This window comes from Chromobacterium sp. IRSSSOUMB001 (assembly GCF_023507765.1).
In the GTDB taxonomy this organism is placed as follows: Bacteria; Pseudomonadota; Gammaproteobacteria; order Burkholderiales; family Chromobacteriaceae; genus Chromobacterium; species Chromobacterium haemolyticum.
In genome coordinates, this window is the sequence record NZ_JALCYU010000010.1 from 153729 (window position 1) to 169063 (window position 15335).

The 15335-nt window shown below is 68.5% G+C and carries 10 protein-coding genes; all 10 read right to left on the reverse strand.

Going from position 1 to position 15335, the window contains the following annotated elements:
• Positions 1-6: 6 nt before the first annotated feature.
• Positions 7-594 carry a DUF3540 domain-containing protein gene (locus MOV80_RS14915; RefSeq protein ID WP_194426326.1) on the reverse strand — a complete coding sequence of 196 codons (588 nt, stop codon included), beginning with the start codon at positions 592-594 and terminating at the stop codon, positions 7-9.
• A gap of 8 nt (positions 595-602) precedes the next feature.
• Positions 603-1682 carry a pentapeptide repeat-containing protein gene (locus MOV80_RS14920; RefSeq protein WP_052052203.1) on the reverse strand — a complete coding sequence of 360 codons (1080 nt, stop codon included), beginning with the start codon at positions 1680-1682 and terminating at the stop codon, positions 603-605.
• A complete protein-coding gene (locus tag MOV80_RS14925) occupies positions 1679-3895 on the reverse strand; it encodes a DUF2169 domain-containing protein (protein ID WP_200122762.1) in 2217 nt (738 codons plus the stop codon). The genes MOV80_RS14920 and MOV80_RS14925 overlap by 4 nt, the downstream gene beginning before the upstream one ends.
• Positions 3895-6306 (reverse strand): type VI secretion system tip protein TssI/VgrG, encoded by a 2412-nt coding sequence (gene tssI, locus MOV80_RS14930; protein ID WP_249605262.1) that lies wholly within the window; start codon positions 6304-6306, stop codon positions 3895-3897. The genes MOV80_RS14925 and tssI (MOV80_RS14930) overlap by 1 nt, the downstream gene beginning before the upstream one ends.
• Before the next feature lie 40 nt (positions 6307-6346).
• Complete coding sequence (tssI, locus tag MOV80_RS14935) at positions 6347-8758, reverse strand: type VI secretion system tip protein TssI/VgrG (RefSeq protein WP_191186751.1); 2412 nt, start codon at positions 8756-8758, stop codon at positions 6347-6349.
• Entirely contained in the window at positions 8749-11379 is a 2631-nt protein-coding gene (gene tssH, locus MOV80_RS14940; protein WP_081950290.1) for a type VI secretion system ATPase TssH, read from the reverse strand. Before tssH ends, tssI (MOV80_RS14935) begins: the two co-directional genes overlap by 10 nt.
• Positions 11376-12356, reverse strand: a complete 981-nt coding sequence (locus MOV80_RS14945) for a type VI secretion system baseplate subunit TssG (protein WP_107731844.1) — start codon at positions 12354-12356, stop codon at positions 11376-11378. Before MOV80_RS14945 ends, tssH begins: the two co-directional genes overlap by 4 nt.
• Positions 12353-14215: a type VI secretion system baseplate subunit TssF gene (tssF, locus tag MOV80_RS14950; RefSeq protein ID WP_081574570.1), complete on the reverse strand. Its 1863-nt coding sequence runs from the start codon at positions 14213-14215 to the stop codon at positions 12353-12355. Before tssF ends, MOV80_RS14945 begins: the two co-directional genes overlap by 4 nt.
• A complete protein-coding gene (locus MOV80_RS14955) occupies positions 14212-14658 on the reverse strand; it encodes a GPW/gp25 family protein (RefSeq protein WP_043590677.1) in 447 nt (148 codons plus the stop codon). Before MOV80_RS14955 ends, tssF begins: the two co-directional genes overlap by 4 nt.
• Before the next feature lie 77 nt (positions 14659-14735).
• Complete coding sequence (locus MOV80_RS14960) at positions 14736-15263, reverse strand: type VI secretion system tube protein Hcp (RefSeq protein ID WP_043590675.1); 528 nt, start codon at positions 15261-15263, stop codon at positions 14736-14738.
• Positions 15264-15335: the final 72 nt, after the last annotated feature.

The window sequence follows — 15335 nt, forward strand, 5'->3', positions numbered from 1 at the left end:
TCTCCTTTAGGCAACGTGAATCTGGCCAGCGTCGAGCTTCAACAGCGAAGCCGAGCTCAGCGCCGTGCTCTTGGCGTGCAGCCCCATGTGGCGGTCCGCGTGCAGCAACAGGCTGCCGCAATGCTCGGCGTCGGTGCCGCCGATATGGGTCTGCCGCTCCTGCGCCGCGGTGGCGATGGCCTGGGCGCGGCTGTTGAGCTGCCTGCCGCTCAGGCTCAGCTCGCCGTCGGCGCACAGATGCAGTTCGGCGGCGTGCAGTTGCACGCTGGCCGCGCCCAGTTCCAAGCGGCAAACCCCGCCCGGCTGCGGGCGCTCCAGGATGGCCAACACCCAGCAAGCCTCATCCGCCGCAGCCAGTTGCACCAGATCGCCGCGTTGCGGCCGCACCAGGCAACTGAAGGCGGCGCGCGCCTGGCGCAGCGCGCCGGACGGCAGCCGGACCAGCCATTCGCCGTCCTTCTCGCCTTGCGCGCATACCCGCGCCGGCAGCCATTCCTGGCTGGGTCGCTGCGTAGGCGTGCCCACGCGCAGCGCGCGCAGCACTGGATCGGACTCGGCCGGAGTTTCGGCCCAGGCCAGGGCGCTTTCTTGCATCCATGTCATCATGCGGCTCCTCTAGGTCCGGGCTGCGCCTGTTGCCGCCAAGCCCGGTCTTGCTCAAGTTTGCTATCGTCGAACAGCGCGCCGGCGGTGTCGGCCGCGCTCCATGCACCGCGCGGCTGGCCTACCAGCCGGCCCCCGCGGCAATCGCAGCCGGACAACTTCACCGACTGCAGCGCGGCGCCGCTGGCGTCCAGTCCGCGCAGATTGGCGCCCGACAGGTTGACCTGCTCCAGCCGCGCCTGCCGCAGCGATAGCCGCGGCGCGTTCAATTGCTCAAAAGCGCAATCCTCCAAGCGCGCGCCGTCGAACATGGCCTGCTCCAGATCCGCCTCGCGCGTCTGCACTCGGCGCAGCCGGGCCTGGTCGAAACTGGCGCCGGCCAGGCGGCTGGAGCGGATGGCGCCGCCGTTCCAGACACTGTGCGACCAGGCCGCCTGTTTCAGCTCGCAGTGATCCAGCGCCATATGCTCCAGTTCGCAATCTATCCAGCGCGCGTTCAAGCCGCGGCAGGCGCTCAGCGCCACGCGCCGCGCCTGGCTTTGGCCGTGAATGAAGTTGTGCAGCTCGGCCTCCTCCACGCTAAAGCCGTCCAGCTGATTGCGTATCCAGGCGCTGTCCGACCAGCGGCCGCCCTGCAGCCGCCATTCCCGCAGCCGGCAGTCGACGAAAGAGCCGTGCTCGCTGCGAACATCGCTGACGCGCCAGCCGGCGGCGTCCAATTCCACGCAGGAAAAATCCCGTTGCCGCCCGCCTCGCCACTCGGCCCCGGACGCGATCACCCGCTGCCAGCCCACCCGCTCCAACTCGCACTCCTCCCAAACGCAGTCGATGAACTGGCTGTCGGCGCAGCCTACTTCGCGCCAGACGCAGCGTTCGAAACGGTTGGCCTCGAAGCGGCAATTGACGAAACGCGTCTCTTCGAAACGGCACTGTCGCCAGTGCACGCGCTCGAAACGGCAGTCGATGTAGACGGTGCGGCTCAGCGTCGCCGCCGGCGGCGCGTCAAAGTGGCGGCCCTCCACCACGGCGGGCAGTTGCCCGGCCAACTCGCGCAGCGAGTCCTCCCGCGCCGCGCTCATTGCGCCCTCCTCGGCCAGTCCTGGCGGCCGGTTTCCAGATTGCCGCGCCAGCCGCCGCCGGCCGGCGGCCGCATCCAGGCGGTTTTGGCGTCGATCAGATTGCAGCCCTCCATCCAGCTGTCGCTCAAGGTCGCGCCGTAGAACAGCGCGTCCTTCAAGGCGCAGGCTTCGAAGCGCGCTCGCGACAACTCGGCGTGGGTGGCGTTGAGGCCGTCCAGCGCGCAGCCCCGCCACAGCGAATCCGGCGCCCGCAGCCGCTGCGCGTGCAGCTGCGGGCAGGCGCAGTGCTCGATCCGCAGCTGAGCCGCGTCCAGCTCCTGCCAACTGCAAGACAGCAGCTCGCAGTCTTCCAGCCGCGCCTGGCGCAGCGAGCTGCCGTGGGACACCACGCCGAAACGCTGCTGGCAGCGCTGCCAGACGCTGGCGGACAGATCCGTGTCCAGCGCGCTGAACTTCAACAGCCGGCATTGCCGCCAGCCGCTACGCGGCAGTTGGCACTCCACTAGCCCCAGTCCGTCGGCTTGTACCCCGGTGAAATGCCAATCCTCCGCGCGAACCCCGCACCAATTGACCTGGTCCCAACGCAGCAGGCCAACCCGGCCGCCGGCGCCGCCCTCGCCCTGCACCGTGACCGCGCGCCAGGCGCCGCCGTTAATCGCGATGTCGTCCAGCCGGCAATCCTCTATGCCCAACTGCGCCAGTTCGACGCTGTTCCAAACGCTGGCGCCCAGATTGCAGCGGTTCAGACCGCCGCCGGTCCAGCGCACCGCGTCCAGCACGGTGCCGGCTAGCGAGCAATCGACGAACTGCACCTGTTCCAGCCGGCATTGCCGCCAGCGGCCGTGGTCCAGCTTGCAGCGCTCGAAACGGATCTGGCTCAGCTCGCGGCCGTCGAAGACCAGGCCGCTCAGGTCGGCGTCGCGTATGGTCAGCTCGCTCCAGGGGCCGCGCTCGCTTTGCAGCCGCGCGCGCCAGTCCTCGCCGTCGGGCGCCGCTTGCGGCAGGCCAGCCAAGGCGTTTTCATTGGCGCGTACAAAGGACTGCAGCCGGGTCTGCGCCGTCTGCGCCTCGCGCAAGTCCTCGTGGTTCTGCTCCAGTCGCGCGAGGATTTCGGCGCGGTCGCGCGGCGGCGGCGCGAAGCGCGGATGGTCGGCGGAATCGAGTATCTGTTCCCAGACCCAGCCGCGCGCCGGGTCCGGCATCAGCGCGTGATCGGCCAGCAGCAGCGGGTCCTGGTCGTCCAGCCGCGCGCGGCGTTCGGCGAAGGCGGCCAGCGCCTCTGGCCGCTCCGCTTCGGCGGCGTCCTTGAAGCCCAGCGCCAGCCGGCCTACGCCGTCGTCCAGCACATAGTCCAAGGGCAGGAAGCCGTTCCACCACATCACGCCCAGGTCCGCGTCCGGCAGCAGCCACACGGTTTGCAACGCCAGCTCCGGCCGTTCGTCCAGCGGGCCGTCCCCTCGCCCCGCCAGCAGCAGCGGCCGCACAGCCGGCAACCGTCCCTGGACTTCTCCACCGCGAAAGCCGCTGAGCGCGTACGGAGCTTGAGCCGGCCAGCAGGCTTGGTCCGACCACTGGTCCGGCGCAGCCTGCTGGAAAAAGCGCAGATCGGTGGCCGCCGGCCATCCCATATGGCTGCCGTCGTCCGCCATCGCTTGCGGAGAGCCGGCGAAGCGCGGCTGCCATTGGCGGCGCTCCGGCCAGTCGCCGCCCAGCGGCCCCATCGCCGCCAGCGGCGCCGGGCTCACGTTCAAGCCGCGGACCCGTTGCAAAGGCGGCGACGCGTGGCGTTGGCCGAAAGGATTTTCGCCTTGCAGGCCGGCAGCGGCCTGGCGCGGGTCCAGCGCCAGGCTGGCCTCGACGCGTCCGCCGTCTATACGCGGCTGCGCCCGGCAGCTCGCGATCTTGCGCACGCCGCCCAGCTCAGCCTCGGCCAGCCAGTCCAATACGCCGACGCCGGCCGCCGGGCCGCGATAATGCGCGCTGCCCAACAACAGCCATTCGGCGCGCAGCTTGGGCATTGCCGGTTCGAACAGCGGCAGCGCCGGCTTGGCCGCCTTGATCGCCTCCCAGCACGCGGCCTCGTGCGCCAGGATGAAGGGATCGCTCAGGCGGAAACCGATGCCGACGCCGATGCGCAACATGGCTTGGGAGCCAATCTGGGTGCGCGACGAGGAAACAAGCGCCGCCTGGGGTTTGATATGACGCAAGGGCATCAGCTTTTGACCTCCATGCCGACTTTTTTCAGATCCACGCCGGTGTCCGAATAGGACGCGCCGGTGTAGGAGTATTTGAAACCGGTGGTGGAGCTGCTAAAGCCGGTGCTGCTGACTTCCGAGCCCACGGAACTGATGCTGGAGCCGGTGCTGGACATCTTGCTGCCCACCGCTTTGATTTCAGCGCCGGTCAGCGAAGTGTCGCTGCCCACCAGCTTGACCGAGGCGCCGGTGGTGGACGCCGAACAGCCGGTGACGCTGGCGTCGGACCCGGTGGTGGACATCTTGCTGCCGACCACCTTGGTGGCGCTGCCGGTGGTCGACATCTCAGTGCCCGTCACGCTGATTGAGGTACCGGTGTCCGACATCGAAGTGCCGATCACGCTCTTGGAGCTGCCGGTCACCGACATCTTGTTGCCGGTCACGCTGGTAGAGGTGCCGGTATAGGACGAAGACACGCCGATCATGCTTTGCGACATGCCGGTGGCCGACACACTGGTGCCCGTCATCGAGGTGGACACGCCGGTCATGCCCTGCGAGGTGCCGGTCACCGAGGTGCGTGTGCCGGTCAGGCTGGTGGACACCCCGGTAAAGCTGGTCGACACCCCGATGAAACTCGTCGATATCCCGACGAAGCTGGTGGAAACGCCCTTAAAACTGGTGTCCACCCCGGTGAAGCCGGTGGAGACGCCGGTAAAACTGGTCGATACCCCGATGAAGCTGGTGGACAGACCGGTAAAGCTGGTCGATACCCCGGTAAAGCTGGCCGACAGACCGGTGAAGGACACCGACACCCCGGTAAACTTGATCGAAGCTCCAGTCACCGAGGTCGAGGTCCCTTTCACATCGATGTTTTTGTCCTGGCCCACCGCCTCCGAGCTGTTGCGCTCGGTGGTCTGCTGCATGTCGCGCTCGGCGTGCACCATCACCCGCTCGGCGCCGCGCTGGTCGTCGAAGGTGATCTGGCTGGCGTTGCTGTAGCGGCCCTGCTTCAAGGAGCGCGTGACCAAGCCGGTGTAGCGGATGTCCTTGGGCAGGTCGTACGGCGTCGGGTTGTCGCCGTTGTAGACGATGCCGGTGATCATCGGCCGGTCCAGATCGCCGTCCACATAAGTGACCAGCACTTCCTGGCCCACCCGCGGCATGGCCAGCACGCCCCAGCCCTTGCCGGCCCAGGCCTGCGACACCCGGATCCAGCATGAGGCGTCCTCCTCCTGGGTCTTGTAACGGTCCCAGTGGAAGTGGACGCGGATGCGGCCCAGCTTGTCGGTATGCACCTCCGCGTTCACCGGCCCCACCACCGTCGCGCTCTGGATGCCGGGCAGGATGGGCTTGGGCGTCAGCCGCAACGGGCGGAACGGCCGGTCGTCCCGCATCGCGCGGAATACGACCATCACATTGCGGCCCTGGCCGCTGCTGTCCGGCCCGTCCTGCAAGAAGGTCAGCTGGCTGGCGGTCACGTAGTAGCGGCGGTTGCGCGCCGCATCCGGATGGCCTTCCAGCGTGAAAGCGCCGCCAGTGGCCAGCCCGCGGGCGTTGGCCGTGCCGGTGAGCTGGTGGGAGTCCGCCTGCAGCGCCTCCAGCCGCAGCCTCGCCAGCCGGTCGCCGCCGGCCTGATCGCTATAGCCCGCGCCGTAGTCGTAGTGTTCCAGCCGGATGCCGTCCAGGCTGGTCTGGGTCTCCTGAGCGTCGCTGTCCAGGCGGTTGGACGGCGCGTGGTAGTCGAAGTCGCGCAGCGCGACATTGGTCGGCCTCACCCGCCGCCCGCGTTGCAGCCGCTGCACGCCTTCGCGGCCCGGCACCGGACGGAACTCGTCGCCGTCCGGCAGGAAGCGCAGCCGGCCGTAGCCGGCGGCCAGGTCGTCGAAGCGCTGGGTGTCGGACAGCACCACCACATGGCGCTCCGGCTGGTGCTCGACCCAGAAGTAAATGCCCTCGTCCTCCAGCAGCCGCTTGACGAAGTTGAGGTCGGACTCCAGGAACTGCACGCAGTATTCGCGTGGTTCGTAGGCGTGTTCCAGCTCAAAGCGGAAATCCGGCCGCTGGTGCTCGGCGAACACTTGCTCGACGATCTGCGGCACCGTCAGTTGCTGGAACACGCGGCAGTTCTGGTTCTCGGCCAGGAAGGACAGCCAGCTGCCCAGTTCCAGCGTATAGGTGTAGCGGTCCTGGGTCTGGCCGCTGTCGTAGCCGCCCAGCACCTGGCAGTGGAAGGGCCGGACGCCCTCGTCGCCCAGGTCGATGTCCACCGTCAGTGGCGAGCCGAGCAGGCCGTCCAGGTCCAGCGCCGGATCGGCGCAGGCGATGTCGAGCTGATAGCTGGGTTCCTGCGACAGACGCTCGTCCGCCTTGAAGCTCAGCGCGACGCTGTCGACGTCCAGCAAGAGGCTGTGCAATTCGATCAAACGCATGCCTGTCCTCCTTTCCAGTATCCGAACCTTGGTCGCGTCATCAGCTTTTCACCTGCATGCCCAGCTTTTTCAGATCCACGCCGGTATCCGAGTAGGACGCGCCGGTGTAGGAATAGCTGACCCCGGTGGTTGAGCAACTGGAGCCGGTGCTGGACACGCTGGAGCCGGTACTGCTGACCGAGGAACCGGTGGTGGACATGCTGGAACCGGTGACGCCGGTGGACGAGCCGGTAACCGAGATCGACGAACCGGTCACGCTGGCGGAGGCGCCGGTGGTGGACACCGAGCAACCGGTGACACTGGCGGAGGAACCGGTGGTGGACATCGAGCAGCCCGTCACACTGGTGGACGAGCCGGTGGTGGACATCGAGGTGCCGGTGATGCTGGTGGACGAGCCCGTGTCCGACATCGAAGTGCCGGTCACGCTCTTGGACGTGCCGGTGACCGAGCAGCTATTGCCGGTCACGCTGGTGGAGGTGCCGGTATAGGACGAGGACACCCCAGTCATGCTTTGCGACATGCCGGTGGCCGATACGCTGGTGCCCGTCATCGAGCAAGAAATGCCCGTCATGCTCTGAGAGGTGCCCGTCACCGAGGTGCTGGTGCCGGTCAGACTGGTGGACACCCCGGTAAAGCTGGTGGACACCCCGGTGAACCCGGTGGAGATTCCGGTGAAGCTGGTGGATACGCCGGTGAAGCCGGTCGACACCCCGGTGAAGCCGGTGGAGACGCCGGTAAAACTGGTCGAGACCCCGGTGAAGCTGGTGGACAGGCCGGTAAAGCTGGTCGATACCCCGGTGAAGCTGGCCGACAGGCCGGTGAAGGACACCGACACCCCCGTGAAACTGATCGAAGCCCCAGTGACCGAGGTGGAGGTGCCCTTGACCGAGGTGTTCTTGTCCTGGCCCACCGCCTCCGAGCTGTTGCGCTCGGTGGTCTGCTGCATGTCGCGTTCGGCATGCACCATCACCCGCTCGGCGCCGCGCTGGTCGTCGAAGGTGATCTGGCTGGCGTTGCTGTAGCGGCCCTGCTTCAAGGAGCGCGTGACCAGACCGGTATAGCGGATGTCTTTCGGCAAGTCGTAAGGCGTTGGGTTGTCGCCGTTGTAGACGATGCCGGTGACCATGGGCCGGTCCAGATCGCCGTCCACATAAGTGACCAGCACTTCCTGGCCCACCCGCGGCATGGCCAGCACGCCCCAGCCCTTGCCGGCCCAGGCCTGCGACACCCGGATCCAGCATGAGGCGTCCTCCTCCTGGGTCTTGTAACGGTCCCAGTGGAAGTGGACGCGGATGCGGCCCAGCTTGTCGGTATGCACCTCCGCGTTCACCGGCCCCACCACCGTCGCGCTCTGGATGCCGGGCAGGATGGGCTTGGGCGTCAGCCGCAACGGGCGGAACGGCCGGTCGTCCCGCATCGCGCGGAATACGACCATCACATTGCGGCCCTGGCCGCTGCTGTCCGGCCCGTCCTGCAAGAAGGTCAGCTGGCTGGCGGTCACGTAGTAGCGGCGGTTGCGCGCCGCATCCGGATGGCCTTCCAGCGTGAAAGCGCCGCCAGTGGCCAGCCCGCGGGCGTTGGCCGTGCCGGTGAGCTGGTGGGAGTCCGCCTGCAGCGCCTCCAGCCGCAGCCTCGCCAGCCGGTCGCCGCCGGCCTGATCGCTATAGCCCGCGCCGTAGTCGTAGTGTTCCAGCCGGATGCCGTCCAGGCTGGTCTGGGTCTCCTGAGCGTCGCTGTCCAGGCGGTTGGACGGCGCGTGGTAGTCGAAGTCGCGCAGCGCGACATTGGTCGGCCTCACCCGCCGCCCGCGTTGCAGCCGCTGCACGCCTTCGCGGCCCGGCACCGGACGGAACTCGTCGCCGTCCGGCAGGAAGCGCAGCCGGCCGTAGCCGGCGGCCAGGTCGTCGAAGCGCTGGGTGTCGGACAGCACCACCACATGGCGCTCCGGCTGGTGCTCGACCCAGAAGTAAATGCCCTCGTCCTCCAGCAGCCGCTTGACGAAGTTGAGGTCGGACTCCAGGAACTGCACGCAGTATTCGCGTGGTTCGTAGGCGTGTTCCAGCTCAAAGCGGAAATCCGGCCGCTGGTGCTCGGCGAACACTTGCTCGACGATCTGCGGCACCGTCAGTTGCTGGAACACGCGGCAGTTCTGGTTCTCGGCCAGGAAGGACAGCCAGCTGCCCAGTTCCAGCGTATAGGTGTAGCGGTCCTGGGTCTGGCCGCTGTCGTAGCCGCCCAGCACCTGGCAGTGGAAGGGCCGGACGCCCTCGTCGCCCAGGTCGATGTCCACCGTCAGTGGCGAGCCGAGCAGGCCGTCCAGGTCCAGCGCCGGATCGGCGCAGGCGATGTCGAGCTGATAGCTGGGTTCCTGCGACAGGCGCTCGTCCGCCTTGAAGCTCAGCGCGACGCTGTCCGCGTCCAGCAAAGGGCTGTGCAGTTCGATCAAACGCATGCGGTTTCTCCCGGGATGGCGGATTCGGCCGGCGCTGGCGGCGGCAACGGCACGCCCTCCCCGTCGTCGAAAATCAATTCCAGCTTGTCGGCGGCGCTCAAGCGCACGCTGCGCAAGGCGCGGTCGGCGGCGCGCGCCTCCAGCACCCCGCGGGCGATGGCCGGCATCACTCGCTGGCGCAGCAAGTCGCCCACCGCGCGGCCGCTGGCCGGGTGCCTGGCCACCGCGCGGGCGATCCAGTCCGCGGCCTCGGCGTCGGCGCGCCAAGCCAGGCCGTTGGCGCTCAGGCGCAGGCCGATGTCGTCCAAAGCCTGGCGCGCGATGCCGGCCAAGGCCGGCTCGCCCAGCGGCCGGAAGGCCACTACCCGCATCCGAGCCAATAGGGCCGGCGCGAAACGGCGCTGCAAGCGTTCGCGCGCCAGCGCGTCCAGCCGGGACTGCGAGACTTCGGGCTCCGCCGCGCAAGCGGCCTCGATTTCGGCGTCGCCCAGATTGCTGGTCAGCAAAATCAGGCAGTTGCGGAAGTTGATGTGCCGCCCTTCGCCGTCCTCCATCCAGCCCTGGTCGAACACTTGGTAGAACATTTCGTGCACGTCCGGGTGGGCGCGGTCGAACTCGTCCAGCAACAGCACGCTGTAGGGTTTCTTGCGCACCGCCTCGGTCAGCCGCCCTCCTCGGCCGTAGCCGACATAGCCCGGCGGCGCGCCTTTCAGCGTGGACACGGTGTGGGCTTCCTGGAATTCGTTCATATTGAAGCGCAAGAGATTGCGCTCGCCGCCAAACAGCGCCTGCGCCAACTCAGCAGCGGTCTGACTCTTGCCGGTGCCGGTGGGGCCGGCCAGCAGCATCACCGCCAGCGGCCGGCGCGGATCGCCCAGGCCGGAGTGCGCCACTTGCAGCGCCTCCACGATGGCGTCCAGGCCGCTCTCCTGGCCCCGAATCCGCTGGTTCAACCCTTCGCGCAGGGCCATCAGACGACGCGCCTCGTCTTGCGCCATCTGCGTGACAGGCACCTGGGTCCACTCCGACAGCACTTCGGCGATGGAGTGGGCGTCCACCCAGGGACGCACCAGCCGATCAGCCCCGCTCAGGGCTTCGGCCCGCTCAGAATCGCCGGCGCCCGCTTCCAGATCGCCCAGCCAGGCGTCCACTTCGGCGCGCTGCTCGCTCAGGGCCGCGTCCAGTTCGTCGGCGCGCGCGGCGGTGTCGGCGCGTTCCCGCTCCAGTTCCGCCGTGTCTTCCGGCGTGGACAGCCCCAGCCTCGCATCGCTGGCGCGCCAGTTCAGCGCTTGTTCCAGCGTCATGGCGCGGTGACGCAGCCGGTCCAGCGCCGCCGGCTGGCAGCTCTGGCTCATCGCCACCCGCGCGCAAGCGGTGTCCAGCAGGCTGATGGCCTTGTCCGGCAACTGCCGCGCCGGCAGATAACGGCGCGACAGCGTGACCGCCGAGCGCAAGGCGGCGTCGGCGATGCGCACGCCGTGATGGCCTGCAAAGCGCGGCGCGATCATGCGCAGCATGTCCACAGCCGTGTCGTCGTCCGGCTCGTCCACCGCCACGGTCTGGAAACGGCGCACCAGGGCGGCGTCCGGCTCGATGAACTGCTTGTACTCCGCCCAGGTGGTGGCGGCCACCATGCGCAGCTGGCCGCGCGCCAACATCGGTTTGATCAGGTTGGCGGCGTCGCCGGTGCCGGCGTTGCCGCCGGCGCCGATCAGGGTATGGGTTTCGTCGCAGAACAGAATCACGGGGGCCGGGGACGCGATCACCGCGTCTATCACCGATCGCAGCCGCTGCTCGAACTCGCCGCGCGCGCCGGCGCCGGCTTGCAGCCTGGCCACGTCCAGGGCCCAGATTTGCGCGCCGCGCAGGCCGGGCGGCACTTCGCCCCGATGAATGCGCTGAGCCAGCGCCTCGGCCACCGCGGTCTTGCCCACGCCTGCCTCGCCCACCAGGATGGGGTTGTTCTGCCGGCGCCGAGACAGCACGTCGATCACCGCGCGCAATTCGGCGTCGCGGCCTATCACCGGATCCAGCTCGCCGGCGGCCGCCTGCTCGCTCAGGCTCACCCCCCATTGCCGCAGCACCGCGCCTGGATCGGCGGCTTCGCCGGCGGCCGCCTGGCCAACGCTTCCGACAGGCGCGTCGGCCGCTTCCGGCCAAGCGCCGGCCAGCGCCTCATAACGCTCGACAATATCGTCCAGCGACAACTTCGCCAGCGCCTGGCCCACTCTATGCTGCAGCCAGCGCCGCGTCGGCTCTTCGTCCAGCCAGGCCAGCAAGAGATGGCCGCTGCGCACCTTGGCGGCCGGCGCGGCCACCTGGCTCCAGCTGATGGCCGGCGCCACGCTGCGCTCCAGCGCCGGCGAGATGTCGCGCAGCGATTCTCCGCCGGCTTCGGCGGCCTCCAGCGCCTTGCCCACGCGTTGCAGCGCGGCGGCCGGATCGCAATCCAGCGCCTCCAGCAAGAGCGCGACGTCGCCGCCGCCTCGGCGCAGCAGGCAGAGCAGCCAATGATCTAAATCCACCAGCGCGTGCCGGCGCGAGCGCCCCAAAGCGGTGGCTTCCACCAAGGTGTCGTATGCGGTTGGGCCTAAGCGGCCGAAGATGCGTTCTCGGTTCACAGCGGATCCTGGAATGATTCATACACGGTGAGAGTCCGGAGCGAGACGCCGGGGCGGGACCATGCGTCCACCCCCAGGCGCATGCGCCCCACCTTGCCTGCCAGTTCCGGCCGGGTGCGGACCTGGACCTTGATGACCGGAGCGGCCCGGCCATCGGCGAAATCGGCGGCGACGGCGAACATCGCCAGCACCGCGGGCGAGCCGCGCCGCCAGCGGGCAAACTCGGAGGCGTCTATCGGCCCTATGGTGATGTCCAGCGCGTGCTGAGCGTCCCAGATCCGGCTGCCGACGCGCCAGTTTCCCAGCCGGCGCGGCCCCCCGACGCCGCGCAGCGGTATCCAGCGCCCCTGGCGCGGGGACAGGCGCACCGGCGCGCCGAAGTAGCCGGCCAGGATTTTTCGCAAGTCCGCCAGCGAACGGCGCGGCGCGTGATAAGCGCCGGGATGGCTGCGACGGCAGGCGGCGGCGTGCGGGTCCAACAGAGAGTCCGCCTCCGGCGCGGCGCCGGCCAGCGCGGCGACGCGTTCGGCGAAGGGATGGCGACCGCGCTCGTAGCCCAGCGCCGGATGCATCGCCGCGCGGGCGGCGTAATGCAGCCAGGCCAGATCGCCGCAAGCCAGGTTGACGAAGCGTTCGAAGGCGGCGTTGCGCTCCAGCCGGCGCTCGTGCAGCGCGTGCTCGGTAATGTGCAGCGGCAAGGGGCCGTAGGGCGCGAATAGACCGAAATGGCGACACACCACGCTGACGCGCGGCGCGGCGGCGTCGTCCTCCGCCTCCTCCACCCTCACCCCGCTGATTTCGCTGCTGGCGAAGTGCATGTCGGCAGCCTGTTCCAGGCCCAGCCAGTCCGGCCGGCGGCGCAGCCGGCTTGCCGCGGCCGCGTCCGGCAAGCGCCATTGCCAGGTTTCGACGCGGCGCATCAGTTCGAAGAAGGTGCGTTGCGGGTTCAATTCCCGGATCATCTGCTGCCGTTTCATTGCAGTTCTCCGTCTGCGCGCTGGGTATTGCCGTGCCTGCTGACCAGCTCGCCGTCCAGCCGCAGGCTGACCTCGATGCCGTCGTTGAGCGTGACCGCCTGGGCCAGCGCCTGCGCCAGCAGCCGGCCGAACAGCCAGCCGCCTCGGTCCGCGTGCATCACGGCGGCAATGTCGATGTCCACCAGGGCGGCGCGCACCAGGGCTTGCGGCGAGCTCCGGCCGGCGGGCAAAAAGCCGGCTTGCAGATGCGCGGCCTTCAGGCTGTCTATGCGCTGCCGGTCCAGCGCCAGCTCCGGCTGCGCGGCCAGCCGCAGTTGTTCTGTCAGCCGAGCGCTGATGTCCTGGCGGCCGGCGCCGCGCAAGCTGAGCGGATTCAAGCCGATATGGGCCACCGCTTGCCAGCAGCGCTCCTGGTCCGGGATCGGCCGCGGCGCGCTGGCAGGCCACAGGCATTCCAGCCGCGCCACCGCGCCGCCCTCGGCCCGCAGCTCCGCCGCCGGCAGGTCTTCCGGCCGCCAACCGCGGTCCGCCACCAGCGCGCGCCCGGTCAGGGTGGCGATGTCGTCCAGACCGATGTCGCCGGCGCAGGCGGAAATGGTAATCAAATCGTGGCTGCCCAGTGTGTCGGGGCGCGCCTGGCGCGGGCCCTCGCTTTGGAGCGCCGGCTCGCGGCGCAGCGAGTAGCGCGCCGCCGCCGGGGCGCTCTGGTAGCCGCCGGCGTCCAGAGCCGGCCGCGCTTCGCGAGAGCGGCCGTTGCTATCGCACACATTGACTTCCAGCAAGCGCCACAAGTGGTGCTCCGCCGGCCGCATCCGGTCCACCGGAATCCATTGTTCGGTCTGGTTCGGGTCGTAAGGCACCGGGTCCAGCCGCTTGGGGTAGAGATTGATCGCCGGGGTGGCGAACAGACGGAACTGGTCCGCGTCGACTTCGCCGATCAGATCCAGCGGCGCCTGGCGCAAAGCCAGGATCAGCTCGAAGCCGCGCGCCGACGGCGCCCGCGCCGCCAAGGCCGCCAGCGCGTCCAATTCCACGCTGAGCAGCCGCGCCGGCTGGGCGAAGTATTCGCGCAGCAGCCGCAAGCCCGGCAAACCGCCCGCGTCGGCGGGCAGCAGCGCCTCGGCCTCGTCGGCCGCGGACAGGCGCAGGCCGCTGAGCGGCAACTCCAGCAGGACTTCGCCGCCGCGCCCGTCGTCGGCCGTGGCGTACCAGGCCCCGACGTCGGCCAACATGGCCCGGTGCAGCGCGTAAGCGCGCGGCAGATCGCCGGCCAAGCTCAGTTGTAAGGGTTTGGCGCCGCCTTCCACGGCGGCCAAATCGCCCAGCGCCACCGTTCCCTCCAGCTTGAAGCTCAGCCGCAAGGCGGCCTGGGACGAGGCCAGCCGCCGCGCCAGTTCGGCGGATATCCGGGCCAAGCCGCGGCCGCATTCGGCTCGTTCCAGCCTAAGCGGCAACAGGGTCACTTCGCGCCCGGTGGAGAAAGTGACGGGCCGAGCCGCACCCGGCAGCGTCGCCTGGATCAGCGTGCCGCGCGGCATGCTGCGGCCGCGGAAGGCCTCAGGCGAAGCAAAGTCCGGATGGAAGGCGAAACTGCTGATCGCCGGCGTGGCACTCAGATACAGCGGGCAGACCTGGGCCAGCGCCTGACGCGCGAATTCGGCGCATTCCAGGTCCAGCCGGGTTTGCACTCGGGCCGACAGAAAAGCCACGCCTTCCAGCAGACGCTCGACAAAGGGGTCCGCTACCGAGTTGGGTCGTAAGCCTAGCGCCGGAGCGATCTGCGGATGCTCGCGGGCGAAACGCGCGCCGGCTTCGCGCAGATGGCGCAATTCATTATTGTAGTGATCGAGGAAATTCATCCGGCTACCCCCGCCTCCGCCGTGCGCGGCAGGCCAAAATAGCCGTCCAGATAGTTAAGCGTCAGGCAAAGCCGCAATGTTTCTCCGCCTTCGCGGGTCTGTGCGGCCACGTCGAAATACAGCAGTTGCCGCGCTAGCGGCCCACTGCCGGCGCGCGCGCTCACATCCACGCGCTCCGGGTCCAGCCTCGGCTCGAAGCAGCGGATCGCGTCGCGAATGTGAGCGCAGACGCGCGCCGGGTCGATCAGGCTGGACTTCCTCTCCGCCAGCGGCGGCCGCCCGTAGTTCCACACCGAAGTATCCAGCTGACTGCCCGGCGCCAACGGCAGGCGCGCGCCGCGCAGCGCGGCGTTCATCAAGTGCGCCAGATCGCGCGCGATGCTGACGGCGAGCGTCTCGCGCCCCGCGCGGGCGGACAGTTGGTCGAATAGTCGTGGCGTCATGGCTGCCCGGCGCCGCCTGAGCGGCGCCGTCCCGATAGTGATAGAGAAGAAGGCCGGAAAGACCCGGCTCATATTGCTTAAACCGCGGCGTTCAGCTTCAGGTCGTAACCAGCCTTGATCACCGCGCCCATGGTTCCGTCGTTACGCTGTTCGCGATATTCGAACTCGATCTTGGCGAAGTTGATCTTGATCTCGTCGGTGGGGAGCACGCTTTCCACGTCGCCGCTGCCGTGGCCCATGATGGCGTAGGGCATATTTCCCAGCGTGCGGAACGAGGACACCAGACCGCTGGCGAAGGTGATGATCATGAAGTCCTGCTGCCCGTTGCCGGACTTGCGGCAGATCAGCTTGGCGCGTGGGATGTGCTCGCCGGTGGCGCACATCAGGAACAGCTTGGGCGAGGCCTTGTTCGAAACCATGCGGAACTCGAAATCCTTCATTTCCACCTTGCCGGCACCGCCGCCGCTGCCGAAGCCCCATTTGCCCGAGTTCTCCTCGGCCCATTGCCAGCTCTGGATCTGGATCAGGCCCGTGTATTGCTTGTCAGTTGATTCCCCTTCGACCCCTTCAATCTGCAGAAAGTAGTCAACCAATGCATTTGCCATGTTGCGATACTCCGAAAAAAAGTGATGGACATGCCAGACCTGAAATGGAATGCAAGCCCGGGGCGACTCAGG